Genomic DNA, 25,584 nt, shown 5'->3' with positions numbered 1-25,584 from the left:
AAAAAACAATAAAAAATCGCTGAAGTGAGCTTTCTTCAGCGATTTTTATGTTCAAAAGTATTTTATATATTTAATCAACCATTGAATTATTCCACTTTATCACACGATTTTTCCCAATGGATTTTGCATAAGAATTTGCTTTTTCAGCTCTATTTAAAAGGTCACTTAAGGTCTTTCCATCACTTGGATAGTGTGCTACTCCTACTGAAATAGTTGTAGGATATATATAATTCTTAGTTTGAACTTCAACAGCTCTTCTTACTCTTTCAGCCAACTTTAAAGTATTTTGTTCATCTATTTCCCTCAGTATCACCACAAATTCATCCCCTGACAACCATCTAAACACCTTATCTTCGCTTCTTATAGAGCTTTTTATTATAGTACTAAGATTTCTAATCATCTGATTTCCAGCTTCATAACTTACATTATTATAACGTTTCAGATTATCTCCATCTATAAACATTATTCCAAAACCTTTTCTACTCTCTATATATTCTTCAATTAACTTCGATAAAAATAACTTTCCAGCTCGATGATTTGAGACACCTGATACATCATCTATAAATGCAAGTTCGTTTGCATATTTATAAGAATGAACTGTATTTCTTATATTATTTGTTAACATATGTATTATGCGTTTTATTTTCTTTCTAGAAACTTCTTTATTTTCTTCTAGCTTTATCGCATTATTAAATAGTAATTCATAAAAATCTTCTACAGATGTTATCTCTTGATTATATTGCAGAACAAATTTATTTAAATTCATATGTGAGTTTTCTTGAGTATTCATTATATTATTTAAGCTAGCTTCCACTTTAAAAGATATTCTTTCGATATCAGCGAAATTATAGTTTGGAAAGGTAATTATTATGTCATTTATCCCTATTATAAAGCCATATATATTTGAATATGTGGAAATTACGTTCCTAATTAACTTGAAAATATTTTCTATGTATAATTCATCTTCTTCTTTTTTAGAATTAGAAATATTAAAAACTATAAATGCACCTTTTTTCCCAAATATTTTGCTTACATCAGCTTCAAGAAAATCAAAGAAATTGGGGCGTAATGAAGAATAATTACCGTAAACATTATCAAATGCCTTTATTTCCATTCAAAACCTCCTAATTATTTAAGTATACTCAAAAGCTTGCTTAATTTACTTCTTTTAATATAGATATTATATAAATTACCTAAATGAACTAAGTAATTTATAATTAAACAATCTATCATATAATTAGTCATTATATTCCTGTTACTCCCTTTTGCGATTCAAAGTACCTTGGCAAAGTTAAATAACTTTTCATAAAATCTTCTATTGAAGTAATTTCTTTTCTATATTCAATTATAAATTTATTTAACTGCGATCTATTAAGACCTAAAGAACTTACATTATTTTTATATTCTTCTTTTATTTCAAGTGAAATATCGTTAATTTGTTTTGTAGTATAATTAGGCAATATAACTACAAAATCATTACTTCCAAATCTAAAGCAATATGATTTCTTATACTTTGATGAAATACTGATAATTGCTTTAATTAAAGCTTTTGTATGTAAATCACCAAAATCTCTTCCATACTTTTCATTAATTTTTCCTAAACTAACTATATTGAAAACTATAAAACTACCCTTTTTACCAAATACTTCACTAACGTCAGCATCGATAAAATCAAAAAAGTTAGGTATCGCCGTAAAATAATTCCAATATAAAGTTTTAAGTGTTTTTGTTTCCATGTAAATCTCTCCTACTACTTATTATCTTGTGTATTTGCACCCTTACATCCATATCTTATAAAAGATAATTATATCATCGCATAATTATCATATTTAAATCTTATTGCCCTCCCCTATTTTAAATCCATTGTCCTACTCATAAATCTTTACCTAATAATATACGAGTGCAGTTTTAACGTTTAAGGGGGTTCACCCATTTTTTTATATAAATATTACATTTCATTTATCTCTTAATAAATAAAAAAACTAGCCTCTCTGAACTATTCCTTGTCTACTTTACAAGGAATAGTTCATTATAAGACTAGTTTGTTCTAATATAAGTGACATGCTACAGAATGTCCGCTTTCTACTTCCTTCATTTGAGGTGCTATTTCCTTGCATATTGGTTTAGCATATGGACACCTTGTGTGAAACCTACAACCAGAAGGAATATCAATTGGACTTGGTATGTCTCCTTCAATTATTTGTCTTTGAGATGCTTTTGCCTTTAGCGGATCAGCTATAGGTATAGCTGAAAGTAATGCCTTTGTATATGGATGCAGAGGATTATTATATAAATCATTACTTTCTGAAATCTCAATAATGTTACCTAAATACATTACACCGATTCTGTCTGATATATGTCTTACCATTGAAAGATCATGAGCAACAAAAAGATAAGTTAGTCCAAGTTCCTTTTGTAAATCCTCTAACATATTTACCACTTGTGCTTGAATAGATACATCTAAGGCTGATATGGGTTCATCACATAATATGAACTCAGGATTAGTTGATATAGCTCTTGCAATTCCAATTCTTTGACACTGTCCTCCACTAAATTCATGAGGGAACTTTTCCATGTCTGTTTTCTTAAGTCCAACCACTTCAAGCAAACTATGGATTTTATTAGTTCTCTCATTTTTAGAAAGATTTGTATGAAGCACAAGAGGTTCACTGATTAGCTCTTCCACATTCATATTAGGATTAAGAGATGAATATGGGTCTTGAAAGATGATTTGCATCCTTTTATTATATTGTTTTAACTCTTTTTTATTAAATTTTGCGATATTTGTTCCATCAAAAAATATATCACCTGAAGTTATATCGTAAAGTCTAGTAATTGACCTTCCAAGAGTAGATTTACCGCAGCCTGATTCACCTACAAGACCAAAGGTTTCACCTTTCTTTATATCAAAGGAGACCCCATCTACAGCTTTTACAAACTTCTTTTCACTTCCTATTAATCTATTTTTAACAGGAAAATATTTTTTTACTTCCTTTACTTCTATTAATACTTTATCTGAATTATCCACTTAAATACCTCCTTTACATTGACTTGCAGAATTCATCTTACTCTTATAAAAAGTCGCTGAAGCGACCTTCTTCAGTGAGCTTTTTAACGCATCTGCCTTTCCGAATGAACATGAGGAAAATCTGGCAGGCGAATAAGTTTTATTTTTTACTGTTAACTCTAAACAGCTGTTCTAAGCATTTGATATTGCTAGGTTTAGCTAACAAAAAAATTATACTTTTCTATACAGTAAAAAAGTCGCTGAAGCGACCTTCTTCAGTGAGCTTTTTAACGCATCTGCCTTTCCGAATGAATATGAGGAAAATTTGGCAGACGAATAAGTTTTATTTTTTACTGTTAACTCTAAACAGCTTCTAAAAGCATTGAAATATCTAGGTTTAGCTACCTTGAAAATTTTATAATTTATTCTACAGTAAAAAAGCATCTAGCTTTATGTGTGTCACTAAACTTTTTGTAATCCGGTATCTCACTAAAGCATTTTGAGTTTGCAAATTCACACCTCTCTGCAAAAGGACACCCTTTCGGAGGATCTAATAAAGATGGAGCAGAGCCCTCTATAGGTCTAAGTCTTACTTTTTCATTTCCTTGAGTTTTTGGTATGGAATTAAGTAAAGCTTTTGTATAAGGATGTTTAGTTTCATAGAAAATCTCTTCGGTAGTTCCCTCTTCCATTATCAATCCACCATACATAACTGCTATTCTATTACAGATATTAGCTACTACCCCTAGATCATGTGTTATAAGAATAATAGACATGTCATTAGCTTCTTTTAATGCCTTTAGAAGCTCCAAAATTTGTGCCTGAATAGTAACATCTAAGGCAGTTGTAGGTTCATCAGCAATTAATAGCTTAGGTTTACAGGCAAGAGCCATTGCTATAAGCACCCTTTGTCTCATTCCGCCACTAAACTCGTGTGGATACTGATTTATCCTTTTTTCTGGCATTGGTATCCCAACATCAGCTAAAAGCTTTATAGCCATTGTCTTTGCTTCTTTCTTATTGATCCCTTTATGCCTAACTATCACCTCAACAAGATGATCTCCAATCTTTTTTAGTGGATTAAGTGCAGTCATTGGATCCTGGAAAATCATAGCCATCTCTTTGCCATTGATTTTTTTCATATTCTTAGGAGATAGCTTTAAAAGATCTTTTCCTTCAAAAAGAACTTCTCCTGAGTCTATCTTGGCATTTTCTTGAAGTATGTTCATCACTGATCTCATAAGCACGCTCTTACCACTACCAGATTCACCTACTACTCCAAGCACATCTCCTGAGTTAACATGAAAATCTACTCCTCTAACTGCTTCTGTTTTGCTATTTTTAGTATAAAATGTAGTCTTTAAATTTATTACTTTAAGAAGTGTCTCGTCATTCATAATATTATCTACTACCTCCTGCAGTCTTTGGCTCAGCAAATACTCTTAAAACATTCCCTAATTTATTAAAAGAATAGATTGTAAGTATTATTAATACACCTGGCAAAATAGCCATATATGGTGCATTTTGTAAATTTGTTTGAGCATTTTGAAGTAAATTCCCCCAAGAAGACATAGGCTGTTGAATTCCAAGTCCTAAAAAACTTAATGAGGATTCTGTCATTATAGCATCAGCTATACTTGAGGTTGAAGCAATTATTATAGTTGGAAATACACTAGGAATAATATGTTTAAAAATCACATTCCTTGAGGACTCTCCAATAGAATTTGCGTAAAGTACATATTCTCTTTGTTTTATAGAAAGTGTTTCCGCACGTACCAGTCGCGCCGTTCCCATCCAAGAAAATAATCCTATTACTATAATTATTGCTTGAAGTCCAGGCTTTAAAAATATACTTACTACAGTTACAAGTATCATCCAAGGAATAGATGATATTATATCTACAAATCTCATTAAAAGATTGTCTATATTTCCTCCAAAGTATCCACTTATAGTACCTACTCCTATACCAATGCTAGTGGAAATAACCATAGCAAGAATTCCAACTATAAGAGATACTCTTCCTCCATAAATAGTTCTCGCTAAGTAATCCCTCCCTAATTCATCAGTTCCAAATAAATGACTCATACTAGGAGTTTGTAATATACTTGATGTATCAGTAGCATTCGGATCTATAGGTATTAAAAATGCAAATATCGATATCACTATAATAAATACAAGAAAGGCTATCGAAAATAAAGCACTTTTATTACCCTTTAACTCATCTATGACTTTTTTTAATCTTACACTTTTCATAGGCATTACTCCATTTCTTTTATTCTAGGATCAACAATAGAATATAATATATCTGACAATAAATTTCCTATTATGACCATAGAAGAAGATAGCACCAAAATAGCCATAACCACTGGATAATCTAAGCCGCGAACTGCCGTAACAAAATACGGACCTACTCCTGGCCATCCAAAAACAGTTTCTGTTATCATTGCTCCAGTAACTAACATAGGTAGTGCCATACCTATCTTCGTGATAATTGGTAAAAGAACATTTTTACAAATATGCTTAAATAATATCTCACTTTTGCTTGCACCAAAAGCATTCTGTACCATTACATATCCCTCAGAAGTTTGTCCTATGGTTGAAGATCTAACATATCTAACAAGCTCAGGAGTATAAGCGATAACTAATACGGCACATGGCATTATATAATGTAGTAAAAAGTCAGATACGGAGCCTTCAACTCCTATAGTATTCATCCCCAATATAGGAAGTATGGAAAGCTTGTATCCAAATATAAAAATTAAAATCATTGCAAACCAAAAGGTTGGAGTTGCTATACTTATGGAACAGAATCCATCTATTATCTTATCCACAAGCTTGTTTTTATTAGAACCAGCTATAAGCCCAAGAACTATTGAAATAACAAGAGAAATCAAATACGCTGGAAAAACTAAAATCATAGTAGCTGGAAGTCTTGCACCGAGGTCGTTTGCTATGCTTTCATGAGTAACAATTGAATATCCAAACTGACCAGTAAGCATCCCTTTAAGCCATAAAAAATACTGCACATAGGCAGGTTTATCAAATCCATATTTTGCTTTTATTAAATTAATCGTTTCTTGAGGCATTTTTGGAGTTGTCATAGCATCCACTGCATTGTAAGGTGCCATCTGAATTAATGCGAAACAAATAATACTGATAATTAAAAGTAGCGGAATAGCTTGTAGTATTCTTTTTAGTATGTATTTTGCCACTTTATACTCACTTCCTTAATTAATAAATTATACATGGAGAATATAAATCTATATATTCCCCATGTATTCACATTATGAATGTACCACTTCGTAATAAAACTTCTTATTTTTAAATCCTCTCACCAGAACCCGAAGAGTTTTAAAAATAGACTTCGTACCGAAGTGGTGCATCTTTATAATTTTATTTATAATAAAGCTTAGACATATCTTCAAAAGTGTAAACTGGTACTAGTTTAGCTTCATCTACACCTTGAAGGTTTGAACTCATAACAACAATTCTTTTGTTTTCAAGAATTGGGAAGAAGTATGCATTAGTTTGAAGTTTTTGCTGAATTTGATTGTATATTTCTTTTCTTTTTGCTTCATCTGTTTCTACTCTTCCAGCATTAAATAAGTCATCAATTTGTTTATCTACAAAATGGCTGTAATTCCATTGGCTATCTGATAAAAATAATGAGTTGAAAGTATCTGGATCTATTCCCATGATATATCCACCGAGGAACATATCATAATTACTGTTTTTGTCTTTCATTTGTTTACTTATAGCAGCATCTTCACCTGCAGCAAGTTCAACATCTATTCCTACTGCCTTTAGATTTTGTTGAATTATAGCAGCTTCCTTTTGGTAAGGAACATTGCTTCCTGGATATCCAAGTTTAAGTTTTAAACCAGAAACACCTGCTTTTGCTAAAAGTTCTTTTGCCTTAGCTTGATCAAACTCATACTTCTCAACATTGTCTGTATGGAATTTATTTTCGTTAGGAAGGAATGAATAAGCTTTCTTAGCATATTCTTCTGATCCAAAAGCAGCATTTATCAAATCAGTTCTGTTTAGTGCATAGAAAATCGCTTGTCTAACACTTGCATCCTTAAGCTTTGGTGAATTAGAGTTAAGCACAGCATAAGCTATTCTACCTTCATCATACTTATAAGGAGTTAAGTTATTACCTTTTAATAGACTATCCAAATCTCTTGATTGAACTGATAACGCATTTATTTCTCCCTTTTGAAGAGAAAGCTTAGCAGTATTAGCATCTGGTATTACTCTAAAAATAACATTTTGTATTTTTGCTTTACCTAAGAAGTAATCATCATTTCTAACCATCTTAACGTATTGACCAGCTTTATATTCTTCTAATTTATATGGGCCAGTTCCTACAGGTTTTGCATTCTTAGTGCTATTTTCAAAATTAGTTTCACCTTCATAAATGTGCTTAGGCATTATAAAGATGTTTGCTAAAAGTTCCATTCCTGGAGCGCTCACTTCTGGTAATGTGAAATCTACAGTATAATCATCAACCTTTGTAATTTTCACTGGTTTTCCATTGAATACCAATTGACTATATGCCCATCCAGCATTTTTCTCTTTTAACATTTCATTGTATGTGAATACTACGTCATCTGCAGTAAACTTAACACCATCGCTCCACTTTACATCTTTTCTTAGCTTTGCAGTATAAGTTAATTTATCTGCTGATTGAGTCATGCTTTCAGCAAGGAAATAATTAATTCCATCAACATTATACATATAAAGTGGTGAGTATAATGCCTTTATTTCCATTAGACCATAACGATCACTAGTTGTTATTACATTTACAGAGTTACCAGGATCCCCGTCAATACCATAAACAAAGGTATCTGATTTAGTTGCAGTTCCTGATGCGTTTGTTGTACTTTTTGCTCCACTACCACAGCCTACTAATAAAAAGGCTGCTGTTGTTATAGCAGTTACAATCATTGATAATTTTTTAAGTGTCATTTCTGTTCCCCCTTGTAAAAAATAATTAATAAATTTAAACTAAACACATGAAATTACTAGACATACATAGAATAAAAAAAGACCCCGTCTCCAATCCAGAGACGAAGTCAAAACTTCGCATTCCACTCTGATTTTTATGCAAATACACAAAATCTAATAGCATATTGGTACAAGCATACCGCACCGCTATATCGGGCGTTCCCGCTGAAGTCTACTTAAGATGTGCCAATTCAATCTTAAAACTATTTTCGAAACTCCTATAGATTATGATAGAAAAACTTCGAATATAAATTTAAAAATAAAGTGGTACATTTTATAATTCGATTCAGAACTCAGAGATGCACTTCCATTAAGCTTTACTCAAAACCTCTTCCACCCTAGGAGATTTTTCTCTGTTAGCTATTCTTAATGTACTCTTCTCTTCATCGTTTAAATCCTATATTTCATATATGTTTAATATGTTTTTATAATAAACCATAATTTGCTAACTGTCAATAACAAATTTACCTTTTACATTTATATGTTAATTTTTGAATTATAGAACTTGTCTCTCTTGTAGCAAAATTAATTGAGTAATATACTTTTCAATTAAGTAATTTATATAGATTTAAGTTACATAACTTAAAACATCTAAAGATCTTATATAGCAATTTATTGACTAATAAATTTTACTTTTTACTATATTACTAAAAACCGTTCAAATCATATCAAGCTAATAGGGTAATCTATCAGTAAAATTTTATAATATTTTGTACAGAAAAAAAGTCGCTAAAGAAATCTTTAGCGACTTTTTTAATCCTATGCTTTTCTAAACACATATGTTAAATCTTATAGGTAAATAGGCTTTACCTCTTTTATTGTTATTTAATCTAATAAACCATTTAAGATATATTAACTTAAATCAATTTCATTCACTTATATATACTATTTTGCAAAAAACTTATAAATAGTAGTGTGTTTATACTCCTGCCCAGCTCGGAAAACTGGTGAAGGAAAGCTTGGAACATTCATAGAGTTTGGATAAAATTGAGTCTCAAGACACAAAGCAGCTCTCTTATTATATACAGCCTTATTTTTTCCAACTATAGACCCATCTAAATAATTTCCAGAGTAAAGCTGCACTCCAGGCATTGTAGTGTAAACTTCCATGATACGTCCTGTTTTATCATCTCTTACCTCAGCTGACTTTTCTAGTAAATTGCCATCAGCGTTAAGACACCAATTATGATCATAACCTTTTGCCACAATTAGTTGTTCATAGTCATCACATATTCTCTCACCTAATTTAAAAGGTTTAGTAAAGTCCATTGGAGTTCCTTTTACCTCTCTAAGTTCACCTGTTGGAATTGAATTACTATCTATTACAGTAAATCTATCAGCATTAATCATAACCTTATGATCTAAAACAGTACCAAAAGCATGTCCAGATAGGTTAAAATATGAATGATTCGTTAAGTTAATTACAGTATCTTTATCTGACACAGCTTCATAGTCTATCTTTATCTCATTATTTTCTGTAACAGTATATGTTACTTTCACCTTTAAATTTCCTGGATATCCTTCTTCACCATCTTTACTAACATATGTTAACTCGATGCTTGGGCTTTCGTTATCGTTTATATGAGCAACATCCCAAAGAACTTTATGAAATCCTGTAAATCCTCCATGCAATTGATTTTGTTCTTCACTTTTAGTTAAATTATATCTAACTCCATTTAACTCAAAAGAAGCATTTTCAATCCTATTTGCATATCTTCCAATGGTAGATCCTAAAAACGCAGGATTTTCAAAATAACCTTCTAATATATCATACCCAAGTACTATGTCATCAAATTTCCCTTCACTGTCAGGAACTAGAAGTGAAGTTAAAATAGCTCCAAAACTTATTATCTCTGCTTTCATGCCTTTTGAATTTTCTAATGTATAACAATATACTATTTCTCCATCTTTGGTTTCACCATAAACCCTTTTACTTATACTCATAACCTACTACTCCTTTATATATATTTATAAAATAATTAACTTAATTTAATTAGTCTTTATTATGCATCTAAACACTTTAGAATTATAATTTTCATGAGACTTATAATTTCCAGCAACTATTTAAATCGTTTACTTTTCACCACCACACTCTCTAAGCCCAATAATAAAGACGTTTATCAGAAAAACAAAAAAACTTTTCCTTATCATCACATCTATAACAGCATAGTATTTTTATTTTGCTTCTTATTATAATAATACCACATTATATTATAACTGTTTATACCTATTTTAAATATGAAGTTTATTCACTTTAGAAATTGCTATAATATAGATGAACCACTTCATAATTATACTTATATTTTCAAATTCTCCTCTCAGAAGCCAGGGGAGTTTTTAAAATAGTTTTCGGATTGAAGTGTTTCATCTTTAAAGAAATATATAAAACTAAAACTATTCAAAGAAATTGAACAACTTGATTTAGCTGTAATCAAAATTTTGTGATTTTACATACAATTAAAAATGAGAGCTACTTTATAGTTCAAGTTGCTCTCAACTTTATATTTAACTATGCTACATATATCCTACTTTATATTTCTTTTAAAGTAATAAAGAATAATTTTGTTATATAGATAAACCAGTTCCAAACTAAGATTTACATGGTTATACAAATCTTTACTTGGATAAATTCTAATATGAGGTTGTTTATCTATATATCAACTGTGGTAAATAAATATTTATTTTGGTTCCTTCACCTAATTTACTTTCAGCCGAAATTCTTCCTTCGTGATACTGTATGATTTGTTTTGCAATAGAAAGCCCAAGACCAGTTCCACCTGTAGTTTTATTTCTCGATTCATCAACTCTATAGAATCTGTCAAAAATCTTAGTTAAACTCTCCTTAGGTATTCCTATCCCGTTATCTGTTAATGTAATACTTACCTCTCTGCCTTTATTTTCTACATTTATCATTATTTTTGCTGAATCTTTACTAAATTTTATACTATTGTCTATGAGGATTCTCAATACTTGTTTCAATTTGCTATAATCAGCATAAACCTTTAATTGGTCATTGGAGTTATATGTAATTTCTACATTGCTGTAACTTAGCTGAGTTTCCTCTACAATTTCTTTGAAAAGTGAAATAATTTTAAACTCTTCCTTTTTAATAGAAAGTACTTCGTTGTCTCCTTTTGCAAGATACAGTAGGTTTTCTATCAATCTATTCATATTTTCTGTTTCTGATTTTAGAGTTATAAGTGATTTATCCAATTGCTCAGCATCATTCTTCCCCCATCTATAGAGCATATTTACATGTCCATGTATAACAGCCAAAGGTGTGCGAAGTTCATGAGATGCATCTGATACAAATCTTCTTTGTTTTTCAAAATCTGTCTCAAGTCTTCCAATCATTAGATTAAAAGTATCAGCTAAATCACTAATCTCATCTTTTGCACCATTTGTAACTATTCTTTTACTAAGACTCTTTGAAGTTATTTCCTTTGCAGTTTTCGTAATATCCTTTATAGGTCTTAGTAACTTTTTAGTTAAAAAGTTTCCAGAAATCAAGGATACAATAATTCCTAAAATACTTATAGTAAAAAGAATTCCAGCTATATATCCAATCTTATCTCCTATGTCTTCGAAGTCTTTCGTTACAAATATATAATAATTCTTTCCTTTTACATCAACCACCCTACTTGTGGAGAGTGTTCCATTTAATTTTTCAAAGGAATCTTTGTTACGTAATTTTTTGTTTTGGCGACGGTCAGTAATTTGAATTGAGTTTACTGTATTAGAAAAAATTATATTTCTATTTTCATCATAAATTATATAGTGTATTCCAGGACTTAAATTAATATTATTAAAGTTTTTAATATCTGTATTTTTCATACTTTCGATATAATTTGAAAGCATATCTGCATTTGAGGATATTACTGTTTCACTATCCTTAATCATAAAACTTCTTATCAAAAGAAATGTAAACATAGTAAATATGATTAATATCCCCATTAGAATTGATGAGTATATTAAGGTAAGTTTTTTTGAAATAGAAAGCCTTTTAGTTGTCAGAAAAAAGTTATCTATCTTTTTAATAATTTTCTTTCATAACATATCCTACACCTCTAATCGTAGTTATATATTTATCACCAACGCTATCTTCAAGCTTATTCCTTAAATAACTAACATAAACGTCAACCACATTTGTATCACCTACATACTCATATCCCCATACTGAATTCAAGATGTGGTCTCTTTTCAGTACCTTCCCCTTATTCTTTACCAAAAACTCCAATAGCTGATATTCTTTTTTGGTAAGCTCTATGTGTTTGTTACCTTTTCTTATCTCACATAACCCTTGATTTAAGGTAATGTCTCGAAAAGATAATATTTTATTTTCATCTTTTTCAACATTTATTGAGTTTATCCTTAAAACATTTCTAATTCTTGCTAGTAATTCTTCTATTGCAAATGGTTTGGTCAAATAATCATTAGCACCATTATCTAATCCAGTTACTTTATCTGAAACCTGATCACGAGCAGTTAACATTATAATAGGTACATTAGAAGTTTTTCTAACTCTCCTCAGTACTTCAATTCCATTAAGCCCAGGAAGCATAATATCTAGCAAGATTATATCGTAATTGCCACTTTGGATTTTTTCAAAGCCTACTCTCCCGTCAGGTTCCCAGTCTACTTCATAACCTTCGTAAGTTAACTCTGGCTTTAAAAAACTCACTATCTCAGTTTCGTCTTCAATAATCAAAACCTTAGTCATTTTTCCCTCCTAGTTTTTAAACATCTAATTAAAAGCCGAAAAACATTTAGTTTTTCGGCTATCTTTCTGTATTATAAATAATACTTACAATAATTACAATATTGTTTAACCCAGTATTACTAAATTATTTTATTTTCTTTGCATAGAATTACGTTGACCATTTCCTTTAACGTTATTTCTGCCTTTATTAAATCTAGTCCCTTTTTCTTTAAAGTTCCTATTGTTCCTATCTCTTACACTTATGATATCACCAGATAGGTTTTTCATTATCTCTATTCTGTCTCCAACTTGTATGTTGCTAGATGTTGTCTGGAAGTTGCCTATGTCTACTGTTTTAGTTGTAATAAAATTTGCAACTGTAACTTTACTTCCTTCAACCTTAGTAACAGTACCATCTACCTGAAAAATTAAAGAGAACGCCACTCTTAATGCAATTACAATTACAATTACCACTAAAGCTGCAATTATTGTCTTTTTGTTAAAAACCTTTCTTGCAAAACTTTTTACTTTTTCATTTTGAAAAAATACCTTTATTTTATCCTTCATCTATATTCTCCTCTCTAAATCACTTTATACTGAAATTATAATACTTATAATTTCATAAGTTATAAGAGGACTCATAAAGTTTCATTAAAATTTTCTAATAAAACATAAATCTTATTTGATAAAATAAAAACTTATACATTAGTTTATTTGCTTCATATTTTCTTCATATGATTTTGATAATATTTCCTCATAAAATGTTTTGGAGGTATAAAACTATGAATATGACTCATTATATGTCATTGTTGGCATCAAACCAGCCTTGGAACTTGCTAATCTTTATGGCAATTCCAGTAATATGCGCTGAGACCCTTACGATCTCAGAATTCTTTATTATATTTAATAGAATAAAGAGTGGCGGTATTAGAACTTTAAACAAAGTAGTTTCTATTTTTGATGGCTTCTATTTTACAGGAATCTTTATTTATCTTTTTACAACAGCAGTAATCCCTCTAACAAAAACAGGTGGTTGGCATACTTGGGTAGACGTAGTTGCAGTTGGCTTTTACTTAAGTGGCGTAATCTTCCTTTTACCACTTGCTTTACTAGAATTAGGTTTAATATTTAAGAATAAAACTGATGACGAAAAGATGAAAATACATTTCATATTAGTAGGTGGATTTCTTGTAGTTGCACATATAGCTATGATTTTTGGTATGGTAAATCCAGAAATCATTAGCAGCATGGGTACTATGGATAGTATGAAATAATTAATTCATACATTTAAAAAAAGTAGCTAAAGCGATGAAGTGCACCCCAAATATTAGACAAAACTAATATTTGGAGGTGCATTTTTTATGTCTAAACATACTTTAGAAGTTAAACTGAAAGTGGTGAATGATGTATTAGAAAAAGGTATGTCAGTCAATTCTGTAGCAAAATCACTCCCTACAGCAAAAGTTGTAGTTCAAAGATGGGTTGCGCTTTATGAGAAATTTGGAGTAGAAGGACTTTCTATGAAGTCTGGAACATATACTGGTGATTTTAAAGTTCATGTTATAGAATATATCCATAAGAATAATTTATCTCTATTCCAAGGGGCTGTTCATTTTGGGATTCCAAATGGTTCAACCGTAGGTGTTTGGGAACGGATATATCTCGAGTATGGTCCCGAAGCTCTGTATAGAGATAACAGAGGGAGGAAGGCAAAAATGAAAAAGGATAAGTTTAAAAAGCCTAATACTGATAACTCACAAAATGAAGATTTAATTGCTGAGGTTCAACGCCTTCGAATGGAGAATGAGTACCTAAAAAAATTGAATGCCTTAGTTCAAGCCAGGGAAAAATCAGCGAAAAAGACAAAGTAGTTGTTATTAGAGAATTAAGGCATAAATATAAGTTAGCTGATTTATTAGAAATTGCAAACATTCCTCGCAGCACGTTCTACTATCGTATAAAAAGCATGGAGAAATCTGATAAATACGATGTTGTTAAGTCCTGTATCGTCCAGATTTTCCATGAGAATAAAGGTAGATATGGATACAGGAGAATTACTTTAGAACTGCACAATAGAGGATATATTGTAAATCATAAAACTGTTCAAAGACTGATGAAGCAGTTATGTTTAAAGTGTATGGTTCGTATTAAGAAGTACAGGTCATACCGAGGCAAAATCGGCAAGATTGCCCCAAACTTGTTATCGCGTAACTTCAAAGCTAATAGACCTAATGAGAAGTGGGTTACTGACGTGACCGAATTCGCTGTCTTTGGAAAAAAGCTATATCTTTCGCCAATCCTTGACTTGTACAACGGAGAAATAATAAGTTATAACTTATCCGAAAGGCCTACATTTCATCAAACAGTTGATATGCTTAAAAAGGCCTTTGAGAAGATTCCTGATGACATAGAATTGATACTACACTCAGATCAGGGATGGCAATATCAAATGAATAAATATCAAAAGATGCTAAAGGAAAAAGGTATTAAGCAAAGTATGTCGCGAAAAGGTAACTGTCTTGATAACTCAGTTATGGAAAACTTCTTTGGATTACTGAAAACAGAGTTGCTATATCTACAGGAATTTGAAAGTATAGATCACTTTATAGAAGAGTTAGTATCTTATATAGATTATTATAATAATAATCGTATTAAGATAAAATTAAAAGGACTGAGTCCTGTTCAATACAGGATTCAGTCTCTAAAAATAGCTTAATTAATATTTGTCTAAAATTATGGGGTCAGTTCAGCGATGACTTTAGCTACTTTTTTTGTGGTTATCTACTTTTCCCAATAGCACTTAAGAAACTCTGACAGGCCAATGTTTTCTGCTTATATGTATTAAAATATTACTATAAAAACTTTATAAACACTTACATAGTAAAAAAGACCTCCAAATAAAAGAACTTACTTGGAAATCTTTGTTTTTAAACAATCACTCTATCAAAATAAATAGTAAACTTTGTTCCTTTTTCTTCTTTACTTTCCACTTCTATATCAGCAAGATGAAGATCTAAAATATTTTTCACAATTGTTAACCCTATGCCATTGCCATGTATCTCATTCCTACTCTTATCGCCTCTATATAACCTTTCGAATATGAAAGGTAAATCTTCTTCTTTTATTCCAATTCCATTATCTTTAATTTGTATAGCTATCTTTTGATCCTTAGGATACATGTTAATACATATATTTCCACTCTCTTTAGAAAACTTTATAGAGTTAGAAATTATATTTATGAAAACTTGCCTTAACTTATCCTTATCACCAGTTATATAGTACTGTTGATTTTTTTGAACACTATAATCAATATCTACTCCCTGGTTTTTAGCTTCCATATAAAAATCTTCACATATACTCTTTAATATCTGATTTATATCAACTGTTTCAAAATTAGCTTTTATACTTTCTGATTCAAACTGCTTAAGTAGTTCTAGATTATTTAACAATTTACCAAATCTAATAACTTCATCATTTAAATCTTTAAGTCTGTCATCAGTAACAGGAAAAATACCGTCTATCATAGCTTCTAAATTATTTTGTAATATATTTAAAGGTGTTCTTATCTCATGGGATATATCTGACACAAGTCGTTTCCTTAGCATATCTTGCTGCTTTAACTTTCCAGCTAACACATTTACACTAGTTCTTAAATTTTCTAGTTCCTTAATATCGCTCTTTGTAACAGATTTGGTATCGAAGTTTCCCTTTGACAAGCTTACGGACATTTTTGAAACTTCTTTAATGGGTCTTGAAAATTGTTTTGAGAAGTATAGACTTATAACAATTGTTATTATCATTGTTATTAAACCACTGGCAATGATACTTTTATTTATTGATGATTTGAAATTAACATCTTCTTCAGATAATAGAACTGATGAATACTGTCCTATATCTACATATCCTACTTTTTTATTATCTACTTCTATAGGAAATCTTTTAGAAGTATAGACACCAGTATCTTTGACCTTCATAGTATTGAAATGCAAATTATTTTTAATATCATTTGCATCCATGCCCCATATAGTCTTTTCACTACTATCAAGTAGGGTTAGGCAATAACTACCCATATATGCTTCATGCATCATTTCAATACCTGAGTCTTTTGACCATTTCCCTTCTCTTTTATAGATTTCTTGAAAGTAAGACACAATTCTTTCATATCTTTTATTCTGTGTATCTACCATATAATCATCAAACTTTTTTGTTATTGTTAAATTGACGAACGCTGTTATCAGCAAAATTGCTGCAAGTGAACATACAAAAAACATAATACTCAGTTTTCTTCTTATACTTTTCACTAGTTATCACCACCAAATTTGTAGCCTACTTTTACAACTGTTATAATATATCTTGGTTTTTTAGTATCTTCCTCAATCTTTTTGCGGATATTTTTAATGTGAACATCTATTGTTCTATCATATCCATCGAAATCTATACCTCCAATTTTATCTATTAATTGTTCTCTTGAAAGCACCTTTCCTTTGTTGATAATTAGCGCATATAAGATATCAAGTTCATTTGAAGTCAAAGGAACTTCTTGATTATTAACTTTTACTTGCCTTTTTTCATAATCCACTATTAAATTTCCGTCATTATAAAATAAAGTGGAATCATCCTCTTCATAGGAAATTCTTCTAAAAAGAGCATTTACTCTTGCAGTTAATTCCCTTGGACTAAAAGGCTTTACAAGATACTCATCTGCACCAATTTCTAGCCCTTCAATTTTTTCGTTCAATGATCCTTTCGCAGTAAGCATAAATATATGTACTTTTGATTTTTCTCGTATAATTTTGCAAATTTCTTCTCCACTTATATCTGGAAGCATTAGATCAAGAATTACTAGTTTGAACTTCATTGATTCAAATAACTCAAGACCTTTCAAACCTCTAGTGGTAGCATAAACGGAATACCCTTCCTTTTCCAAATAAGCTTTTAACACATCTAATACATTTTGCTCATCTTCGATAATTAAAATATTATTCATACCCCAGCCTCACATAACTTTCTATCTTAGTATTTTATATAAAAAATATCAATTTTCATGTTGTTTATTTACGGCGTTTAGATTTATCCTTTAGTTTATATTTGAAACTACCGAATCTCAATAGGTTTCTGATATAATAACGCTTTATGTATATAACCTAACTTAACATAAACTTATGAATATTATATGAAAAAACTTCATATTAAACTAAACACTATTAAATTAAAATCATCTCTCCTCCTTATATTAGCATTTTCTTATACTCCTTTTCCATTGGTTTTTATGCGTAAACGTATAAAGCCAGCAATCTCTAATCATTTTGATTAAAAATTACTGACTTTCAACATAAATTTATTATAAATCACAAGATTTTGATATTAAATACACATAGTTGGATTTAAATATAGAATCAATTATTAAATTACAATTTAAATTTTGAACTTATTTACTTCCTCGAGCATTTCACCAGTCATAGTGCTAAGTATTTGAGCTGCAGCCACCACTTCTTCTGTAGAAGCATTCATTTCTTCTGATGATGCCGCAATTTCCTCTGCTGACGCTGAAACCTCAAGAGCAACGGATGATACACCATCTACTCTAGCCAAAATAGTATCTTTATCATTGTCTATATCCTCAGCAGAATTTTTAACAGTTTGTATTTTAGGAATTATTTCACTAACTGCTCCTATAATATTTCCAAATGAAGTTATTGAACTATTTATTATTTCAACTTGGTTTATAAGCTCATCATCCATCTCAACAGAATCTTGAACTATGACATCTGTATTCTTAGATATTTCACTAATCAATCTTCTAATATCTTCTGAAGATACCTTAGATTGTTCTGCAAGTTTTCTTATTTCATCTGCTACCACCGAAAATCCTTTTCCAGCTTCTCCTGCTCTTGCAGCTTCAATAGCAGCATTCAGTGCTAATAAATTTGTTTGTCCCGCTATGTTATTAATTATATTTGTAATTTCATTTATTTCATTAATATTTTTTCCAAGTCCAATAATCTTGCTGTTAAATGTCTTAAAGGATTCACTAACTTTTGTTACAGACTGATTTAATTTATTCATTTCACTACTACTCTCATTAGCCATTAAACTAATTTCCCTAGAGTTTGAATCTACAACTTGTATTTCATTTACCATATCAGATAACTTGTTACTAAATTTATCTACGATTTCCGTAACATTTATTAAATCCTCAGACTGGTTGCCTGTTCCTTGTGCTATCTCATTTATCGCTTCAGCAACATTTTGTGTTGTACTTGAGATCTCCTCAGCAACAGAAGCTAGATTCTCTGATTGTCCATTAATATTTGAAGAATTTTGTTTTATTCGACTAATCATTTCTCTAAGAGAATTCTGCATTATTTTCATTGAATTAGTCATTTCTCCAACTTCATCTTTTGCATTTAAATATTTAGAAGAAACTTCTTCACTTAAATTACCCATTGCTAACAAATCTAGGTGTTTTGAAGTCGATTTTATTCCTTTAGATATACTGTTGGAAATGGTATAAACTGTTACTAATCCAATTAATAAAAATAACACCGATGATACTATAACGGTAATTTTCAAACTATCGAGTTCTGATAACACCTCGCTCTTTGATATTACAACTGCCAATGACCATTCAGTTCCCTTTACAGGAGCATATCCTACGTATTTGTCTACTCCCTGAAATAGATATTGGTCTATTCCCATTTGCCCCTGAGCCATATTTTTTTCTATATTTGCTAATCCATTTAAACTAGAATCTTTTTTTGCTTCTTCAATAGGATTATACATTTTTATTACTAAATCTTTATTACTATGAGCTATAACTGTTCCATCTTTCTTTATCATGAATGCATTGCCTGTTTGTCCAAATTTAATCTGATTAGTTAACTCACTTAATTTATTGCCGTCTCTTGTACTAATTAATGCTCCTACGATATCATTATTATTCTTAATCGGCACTGCATATACTACAACTATAGATCCATCTACTTTACTTATTAATGGGTCTGACACATTACTTTTACCAGCTAATGCATTCTGGAAATATGCTCTATCCTTAATGTTAGCACTTTTCCCATCAGTATATTTTACATCACCATTTTTATCTGCAATACCCATCTTTATGCTTCCGCTTCTTTTAACTTCATCTAAAAGAATTGGTACTTTAGTTTCCCACGGTTCATTAAGATCTTTTATATCATTTCTTGCTGCCATAACTTCTAGTGAACTCAACTGTCCTTCAACTCTACTTTGAATATTACTTGCTGACTGTTCTGCTATCTTTGGTAAAGTCTTCGATAAATTCGAAGTTAGTGCCTTTGATGAATTAAAAAAAGAAACTATACCAAGTCCTATACATATAGCCCCAATCAATAAACCTAAAAATACAATTAATTTCCCCTTAATACTTTTCATAATTCCTCCAATTTAGTTATTTCCATTAACATTTTAATTTTCTTTTTAATGTAATAATATATTACGTTAAAATTTTATCACAGTCTATTGTGTTAGTAAATATATTGTCAAAACTAATCTCATTTTGTCATCGATTATACTTATCTATTTAAATTACTAAATTATAACTTTTAGTTCAAACCTCTACTGTATGTTTTTATTACGAGTATTAGTTATTTTATAGATTGTTTATCTAAGTATCTTACTGTAAAATAAGTAATATAAACCCAATAAGTTATCTTATAATAAAATTTTTAAAGCTATACTGGAACAATATATCCTTCACCCATCTTAAGTATTGATTGTCTAAAAATATAAATAAGGAGATTTTTATGAAAAAACATCTTAAATATCTAGTAGCTTTTCTATTCTTTATATTTCTACTTCCCCCACATATCGTACTTGCCGACAATAAAAGCTTTTCAATTGATAGCCTTGCCATAGATACTACACTAAATACCAATGGTGATCTTGAAGTTTCAGAAGTTTATGAATATAACTTTAAAGGGGATTTTAATGGAGTCACTAGAAATATTAATTTTAATCAAGGCTCAGGAGTTGAAAACATTGAAGTTAGTATATTAGATGGCTCAAACAAAACACCTTTTAAGAACAATGATAGTAAAGAAAATGGATCTTACACAGTTACTACAGATGGAAACTATAAGAAGCTTACCATATACTCAAAAAACAGCAACAAAATTGTTAAATTCAATATTAAATATTTGATAATCGGGGCTGCCACCAAGTATAATGACGCAGGTGAATTATTTGGGAAGTTCTACGAAAACTCTTCTAATGTAGATATAAACAATCTATCTGTAAAGGTAACCTTTCCAGTAGGAAATTTAAAGGACGCTAAATATTGGGGCATAGGTCCAGCTTCTGGAACCGCAAGTAAAGCAGATGATAATAATTTCTTATTTAATGTTTCAAAGCTTAATTCTGGTGAATACTTAGGCTGCCGTATACTTTTTCCGCCGGATTATCTTAAGGATGCTAAAAAGGTAGTGAGTGAGGATGCCTATAATAGAATTTATAATGAACAGATGAATAACGCTTATACTCCAGAAAATAACTCATCAAATAGTTCTATTAATTCACCGGTACATGAACCACCAGCAAATAGTTCTACTAATGTTCCTATCACTCAGCCTTCAACAAATTTTGGAAATTATAGAACTTTTGAAACTGATAAGAACAATGATTTAGGTATTTTTATCATAGTTTTATTTATAATTTCTTCAGTTATTATCTTAGTAGTTTATAATGCTAAAGAAAAAGAAAAATTTCAAAGAGAGCTTGAAAAATATAGAAGTACAGAGCAATTTTTCAACGATACTTATTGTGAATCAATTCCTAGCGATTTAAGTCCAGCTTTAGTAACTTATCTAATAAGTGAATATATCCAAATAAAAGACATAATTGCAACTCTATTAGATTTATCAGTGCGAAATATATTAACCTATACCACAAATTCCTATGTAGAAAAAAAATTCTTCTCCAAAGATGAAGAAAAGATAGATTTTACTTTTTTAATAAATACTAATACTTTGGACTATTGTTCTATTCAAGAGAGATATCTACTTAATTGGCTTTCTTCTTATGGAAATTATCCTTCTTTTTCACTAAAGGACATAGAAGCACAAACCAATGATCGTAGAACAGCCCTGGATTTTAAAAATAAATTTAACGATTGGAAATTCGCAGTAAAAACAGAAGCTGATTCAAAACCTTTCCATACTAAGATAAGAAACCGTTATGTATTAACTAATACCTATCAAAACGAGTATTTAAAATGGCTTGCCTTTAAAAAGTTTTTATTTGACAGCATAAATTCAAGTAAAAGTGACATTATAACTCCAACATTATGGAGAAAATATTTACCTTATGCCCTAGCTTTAGGTTTAGCCGATAAATTAATTGAGTTCTCCCCTAAACTGGCAAATGATGACTATATGTACTCAGATCCTCTATTCTATAACATGCATTATCTGAACTTCATTTATTATGACTTTTTTGATGATTTCCAAAATCAATTAAATCATAACACTGCAGATAACAGTTCTAATAGTTCTAGTGATTTTGGTGGAGGTTTTGGAGACGGAGGCGGATTTACCTCTGGTGGAGATGGGGGTTCTTGTGGTGGTGGTGGCGACTCTGGCGCATTCTAGATATAATTAAATAAACACACCTTATCAGATTTTGATGAGGTGTGTTTTATTTTAATAGGTCATCATTAATTTGCTTCAGATATAGCTTTACATATCAATTAGCTACCTCTTTTAAATTACTTCTTCACTAAACTCCTATTTCTTTGATATTTTCTCGGTCAGTGACATAAGTGCAGGTATTGCTATCAGAAGCAGTACAAAGCTTAATTTCTTAACTTAATGACATTGGGCATATGCCCCTAATCATTTAAACATCAATCTATTTCTTCTCTATCTAGCAACGCCTTCCACTTTTCTTCATGTAGAAGTAGAATGGTACTCCAAGAGCTGCCAATAATGCTCCATAACCAATTACTTGCCAGCCTGAACCATATATAGCCCAACATGCATATACAAATCCTATTAGAGGAATCAATGCACACTTAATAAAAGTTGAGAAATTTTTAATTTGTCCATTTTTTATCATAATTTTTATCTCTGCGAGAGCTGTCATAGCATAAACTGGTAAGTATGCCAGTGTCGCCAATAAAATTACAAATGTGAAGGCTCCTACTAGAGATTTATTGTAGTTCATATATAAAAGAATATTTAACAATACCGAGCCTATTATTAATGATACATAGGGAGTTTCGAATTTTGGGTGAACTTTTCCAAAAGCCTTTGGAAATACCCCGTTTTCTGCAGCTGCAAAGCCTACACGTGCTGTTGAAAGCAGCCAGCCTACAGTTGTACCAAGTATACTGATTATAACTGCTAAAGTGATAAATGTTGATACTCCTCCTCCAAAGTACTGGGAAAGAATGTCTGAAAAAGGTGCCTTACTGTTGGCCAAAGCTTCTTGAGAAATGGAACCCATAGCAAAAAAGTTAATGCATATATATATAACTGCAGCTATAGAAATACCAAGTATTGTACTTCTCTTAACATTTTTCTCCGGATTTTTTATTTCACCAGCAGTAATAGCTGCACTTTCAAGACCAACGAAGGCCCAAAGTGTATTAACAGCTGCTCCGTTCACTGTTGATAATCCTTTTCCACTTGGAAACAATGGTTTGATATTTGCTACATTAAAATGAAGTGCTGTAATTATAATAAAGAATATAAAAAAACATATCTCAAATATAGTAATAATTGTCTGAATTTTACCAGCTCTTCTTACTCCAAGAATGTTAATACCAGTAAATATCCATAATACAATAGTTCCAAATATGAAGGCAACATGTCCATTAGATAAAGCTGGTACTAAACTAGATGTATAAGTACATATAGCGAGAATAACTGCGGCATTTCCAATCCACGACCCATTCCAGTAAAGCCATGCATTCATAAATCCTGTAAAGTCACCAAAAGCAACCTTTGAATACTCATAAGGTCCACCTGTCTTTGGATACTTCGATCCCAATCTTGCAAAGGTTATAGCAAGGCATATAGAACAAGCTGCTGAAATAAGCCAAGCCATAATTGTGCCACCAGGGCCAGTAATTCCTGCCAGAGTAGCAGGCAACATAAATATACCTGATCCCATCATATTACCAGCAACCAATGCTGTAGCAATAAGTAGTCCAATATCCTTTTTTAAATTTGTCTTTTGTTCCACGATTATTCCTCCTAAAGGTATAAATTTTTAATCAAACACTAAGTAAACTAATCTATGCACAACTTCACCGCATTAAAGTTTTAGCTGCGCACTTTATCATCATTTTCTTTACTACGGCTTGAAAGTGCTTATGTGTACTTTAATAATATTATATAACGAATCTCTATCTTATATTTATTCATAATTGCATTAACATTATGCATAAAAACTCGAATTTTGTCAATAATTAAATGTTGGCACTATTTCTCTATCTTTATTAAAACAATGCCTATTGAAGATTTCCCTTCACTAGGCACTGCTTCTAATTATTTAGATTTATTCTTACTTATTTACTAGCTTTTTTCGCTTTATAAGCCTTGTATCTTTGTTTACCTTAACTACATTTGAATGAGCATATCTTTTAGCTAAAGCATAAACTGCCAAATCCATTAGTTTCATAATTTCCCCACCATAAATATTTCTTGCAACATAAAACAATTACTTTAAAAATTGCATTTATGTATTTAATTGCTTTAAAAACAAAACCCCTCTCACCTGGAGAGGGTAAAATATTAAACTTATTATTATCAATATATTGAATACGTTCTTTAATTATTGCTGTTGCTTTTGGAAATATTTCTTTCTCCAATAAAGAGCTACATTAACTAATCCTATCATTACAGGTACTTCCACAAGTGGTCCTATTACGGCAGTAAAAGCTTCCTTAGATTCTATTCCAAATACAGCAACTGCAACTGCAATAGCAAGCTCGAAGTTATTACTTGCAGCTGTAAATGCTAAGGTTGTAGTTTTCTTATAATCTATTCCAGATCTATAACTTATATAAAAAGATGCGGAGAACATTATAACAAAGTATATTAAAAGTGGGATTGCTACTTTTACAACTTCTAATGGAAGCTGTACAATATACTGTCCTTTATAAGTAAACATAACTATGATTGTAAATAATAGTGCAATTAATGCTAAAGGACTAATTTTAGGTATGAACTTCTTTGTATACCATTCTGATCCCATCATTGGTTCTAAGATTAATCTAGTTAACATTCCTAATGCAAAAGGAATTCCTAGATAAATAGCCACGGACCTAGCAACTTCACCCATGGAGATATTAACTTTGTATCCAGTGAGCCCAAATACTGGTGGCAATACAGTAACAAAAATATAAGTAAAAACAGAATAGAAGACAACCTGGAATATTGAATTAAAGGCAACTAGAGCCGCTGCATATTCACTATCTCCATCAGCTAAACTATTCCAAACTATAACCATAGCTATACATCTTGCAAGTCCTATCAGTATTAATCCAGTCATTAAAGCTGAATCTGATCTTAGAAAAACCATAGCTAATATAAACATTAAAACAGGTCCTATAACCCAATTTTGAACTAGAGATAAGCCTAATACTTTTGGATTTCTAAATACTTTTCCTAGTTCTTTATAATTTACCTTTGCTAGTGGTGGATACATCATTACTATCAATCCAATGGCAATAGGTATTGATGTACTCCCCACAGATAAATTAGATAATGATTTTGATAACTGTGGTACTGCCCAGCCTAAGGTAATCCCTAAAGCCATTGCAAGAAAAATCCATAATGTAAGATATCTATCAAGTAATGATAATCTTGATTTACTTTTCAAATAAAAT

At 30.7% G+C, this 25,584-nt stretch carries 19 protein-coding genes; 3 read left to right on the top strand and 16 right to left on the bottom strand.

Going from position 1 to position 25,584, the window contains the following annotated elements; translation table 11 throughout:
- Positions 1-70: 70 nt before the first annotated feature.
- The 11 genes from bsdtw1_RS09045 to bsdtw1_RS08995 form a co-directional block, all read right to left on the bottom strand.
- Complete coding sequence (locus bsdtw1_RS09045; RefSeq protein ID WP_183277250.1) at positions 71-1,114, bottom strand: GGDEF domain-containing protein; 1,044 nt, start codon at positions 1,112-1,114, stop codon at positions 71-73.
- A 130-nt stretch (positions 1,115-1,244) separates the two neighbouring features.
- The gene (locus bsdtw1_RS09040) at positions 1,245-1,736 is read right to left on the bottom strand and encodes a diguanylate cyclase domain-containing protein (RefSeq protein WP_183277249.1); all 492 of its coding nucleotides are present in this window, start codon (positions 1,734-1,736) and stop codon (positions 1,245-1,247) included.
- A gap of 311 nt (positions 1,737-2,047) precedes the next feature.
- On the bottom strand, positions 2,048-3,028 hold the full coding sequence (locus tag bsdtw1_RS09035) for an ABC transporter ATP-binding protein (RefSeq protein ID WP_183277248.1): 981 nt from the start codon (positions 3,026-3,028) through the stop codon (positions 2,048-2,050).
- A gap of 401 nt (positions 3,029-3,429) precedes the next feature.
- Positions 3,430-4,404 carry an ABC transporter ATP-binding protein gene (locus bsdtw1_RS09030; RefSeq protein ID WP_183277247.1) on the bottom strand — a complete coding sequence of 325 codons (975 nt, stop codon included), beginning with the start codon at positions 4,402-4,404 and terminating at the stop codon, positions 3,430-3,432.
- Positions 4,405-4,408: 4 nt separating this feature from the next.
- Positions 4,409-5,260 (bottom strand): ABC transporter permease, encoded by an 852-nt coding sequence (locus tag bsdtw1_RS09025; RefSeq protein ID WP_183277246.1) that lies wholly within the window; start codon positions 5,258-5,260, stop codon positions 4,409-4,411.
- Between the two features lie 5 nt (positions 5,261-5,265).
- Complete coding sequence (locus tag bsdtw1_RS09020; RefSeq protein ID WP_183277245.1) at positions 5,266-6,219, bottom strand: ABC transporter permease; 954 nt, start codon at positions 6,217-6,219, stop codon at positions 5,266-5,268.
- A gap of 181 nt (positions 6,220-6,400) precedes the next feature.
- Positions 6,401-7,978 (bottom strand): ABC transporter substrate-binding protein, encoded by a 1,578-nt coding sequence (locus tag bsdtw1_RS09015; RefSeq protein WP_183277244.1) that lies wholly within the window; start codon positions 7,976-7,978, stop codon positions 6,401-6,403.
- A 924-nt stretch (positions 7,979-8,902) separates the two neighbouring features.
- Positions 8,903-9,961 carry an aldose epimerase family protein gene (locus tag bsdtw1_RS09010; protein WP_183277243.1) on the bottom strand — a complete coding sequence of 353 codons (1,059 nt, stop codon included), beginning with the start codon at positions 9,959-9,961 and terminating at the stop codon, positions 8,903-8,905.
- A gap of 702 nt (positions 9,962-10,663) precedes the next feature.
- A complete protein-coding gene (locus bsdtw1_RS09005; protein ID WP_183277242.1) occupies positions 10,664-11,917 on the bottom strand; it encodes a sensor histidine kinase in 1,254 nt (417 codons plus the stop codon).
- A 133-nt stretch (positions 11,918-12,050) separates the two neighbouring features.
- Entirely contained in the window at positions 12,051-12,737 is a 687-nt protein-coding gene (locus bsdtw1_RS09000; protein ID WP_183277241.1) for a response regulator transcription factor, read from the bottom strand.
- A gap of 129 nt (positions 12,738-12,866) precedes the next feature.
- On the bottom strand, positions 12,867-13,283 hold the full coding sequence (locus bsdtw1_RS08995) for a hypothetical protein (protein WP_183277240.1): 417 nt from the start codon (positions 13,281-13,283) through the stop codon (positions 12,867-12,869).
- A gap of 215 nt (positions 13,284-13,498) precedes the next feature.
- Between bsdtw1_RS08995 and bsdtw1_RS08990 the strand changes: the two genes are divergently transcribed.
- The gene (locus bsdtw1_RS08990) at positions 13,499-13,990 is read left to right on the top strand and encodes a DUF6803 family protein (RefSeq protein ID WP_183277239.1); all 492 of its coding nucleotides are present in this window, start codon (positions 13,499-13,501) and stop codon (positions 13,988-13,990) included.
- 87 nt (positions 13,991-14,077) lie between these two features.
- Positions 14,078-15,432, top strand: a protein-coding gene (locus bsdtw1_RS08985) for an IS3 family transposase (protein ID WP_183276183.1) whose coding sequence is annotated in 2 segments (ribosomal slippage) — positions 14,078-14,537 and positions 14,537-15,432 — 1,356 coding nt in all. Because the reading frame shifts where the segments join, the coding sequence is not laid out codon by codon here.
- Between the two features lie 211 nt (positions 15,433-15,643).
- Here bsdtw1_RS08985 and bsdtw1_RS08980 read toward each other — a convergent pair.
- From bsdtw1_RS08980 to bsdtw1_RS08970, 3 genes are all read right to left on the bottom strand, one after another.
- The gene (locus bsdtw1_RS08980; RefSeq protein WP_183277238.1) at positions 15,644-17,017 is read right to left on the bottom strand and encodes a sensor histidine kinase; all 1,374 of its coding nucleotides are present in this window, start codon (positions 17,015-17,017) and stop codon (positions 15,644-15,646) included.
- Positions 17,017-17,703, bottom strand: coding sequence for a response regulator transcription factor (locus tag bsdtw1_RS08975; protein WP_183277237.1), 687 nt, complete (start codon positions 17,701-17,703; stop codon positions 17,017-17,019). Before bsdtw1_RS08975 ends, bsdtw1_RS08980 begins: the two co-directional genes overlap by 1 nt.
- A gap of 428 nt (positions 17,704-18,131) precedes the next feature.
- Positions 18,132-20,126 (bottom strand): methyl-accepting chemotaxis protein, encoded by a 1,995-nt coding sequence (locus tag bsdtw1_RS08970; protein WP_183277236.1) that lies wholly within the window; start codon positions 20,124-20,126, stop codon positions 18,132-18,134.
- Between the two features lie 371 nt (positions 20,127-20,497).
- Here bsdtw1_RS08970 and bsdtw1_RS08965 point away from each other — a divergent pair, with 371 nt between their 5' ends.
- A complete protein-coding gene (locus bsdtw1_RS08965) occupies positions 20,498-22,339 on the top strand; it encodes a DUF2207 domain-containing protein (RefSeq protein WP_183277235.1) in 1,842 nt (613 codons plus the stop codon).
- Between the two features lie 274 nt (positions 22,340-22,613).
- Here the strand turns inward: bsdtw1_RS08965 and bsdtw1_RS08960 are convergent, their stop codons facing one another.
- Positions 22,614-23,936: an APC family permease gene (locus bsdtw1_RS08960; protein ID WP_183277234.1), complete on the bottom strand. Its 1,323-nt coding sequence runs from the start codon at positions 23,934-23,936 to the stop codon at positions 22,614-22,616.
- 591 nt (positions 23,937-24,527) lie between these two features.
- The gene (gene arsB / locus bsdtw1_RS08950) at positions 24,528-25,577 is read right to left on the bottom strand and encodes an ACR3 family arsenite efflux transporter (protein ID WP_183277233.1); all 1,050 of its coding nucleotides are present in this window, start codon (positions 25,575-25,577) and stop codon (positions 24,528-24,530) included.
- Positions 25,578-25,584: the final 7 nt, after the last annotated feature.

Source organism: Clostridium fungisolvens (assembly GCF_014193895.1).
Lineage (GTDB): Bacteria > Bacillota > Clostridia > Clostridiales > Clostridiaceae > Clostridium_AR > Clostridium_AR fungisolvens.
This window is presented reverse-complemented; position numbering and strand designations above follow the sequence as displayed.

Coding starts and splice junctions, on each gene's coding strand:
- bsdtw1_RS09000 (WP_183277241.1), bottom strand. CDS start 12,737: ATGACTAAGGTTTTGATTATTGAAGACGAAACTGAGATAGTGAGTTTT.
- bsdtw1_RS09010 (WP_183277243.1), bottom strand. CDS start 9,961: ATGAGTATAAGTAAAAGGGTTTATGGTGAAACCAAAGATGGAGAAATA.
- bsdtw1_RS09015 (WP_183277244.1), bottom strand. CDS start 7,978: ATGACACTTAAAAAATTATCAATGATTGTAACTGCTATAACAACAGCA.
- bsdtw1_RS09025 (WP_183277246.1), bottom strand. CDS start 5,260: ATGAAAAGTGTAAGATTAAAAAAAGTCATAGATGAGTTAAAGGGTAAT.
- bsdtw1_RS09030 (WP_183277247.1), bottom strand. CDS start 4,404: ATGAATGACGAGACACTTCTTAAAGTAATAAATTTAAAGACTACATTT.
- bsdtw1_RS09005 (WP_183277242.1), bottom strand. CDS start 11,917: ATGATTAAGGATAGTGAAACAGTAATATCCTCAAATGCAGATATGCTT.
- bsdtw1_RS08975 (WP_183277237.1), bottom strand. CDS start 17,703: ATGAATAATATTTTAATTATCGAAGATGAGCAAAATGTATTAGATGTG.
- bsdtw1_RS09040 (WP_183277249.1), bottom strand. CDS start 1,736: ATGGAAACAAAAACACTTAAAACTTTATATTGGAATTATTTTACGGCG.
- bsdtw1_RS08995 (WP_183277240.1), bottom strand. CDS start 13,283: ATGAAGGATAAAATAAAGGTATTTTTTCAAAATGAAAAAGTAAAAAGT.
- bsdtw1_RS08990 (WP_183277239.1), top strand. CDS start 13,499: ATGAATATGACTCATTATATGTCATTGTTGGCATCAAACCAGCCTTGG.
- bsdtw1_RS08965 (WP_183277235.1), top strand. CDS start 20,498: ATGAAAAAACATCTTAAATATCTAGTAGCTTTTCTATTCTTTATATTT.
- bsdtw1_RS09045 (WP_183277250.1), bottom strand. CDS start 1,114: ATGGAAATAAAGGCATTTGATAATGTTTACGGTAATTATTCTTCATTA.
- bsdtw1_RS08970 (WP_183277236.1), bottom strand. CDS start 20,126: ATGAAAAGTATTAAGGGGAAATTAATTGTATTTTTAGGTTTATTGATT.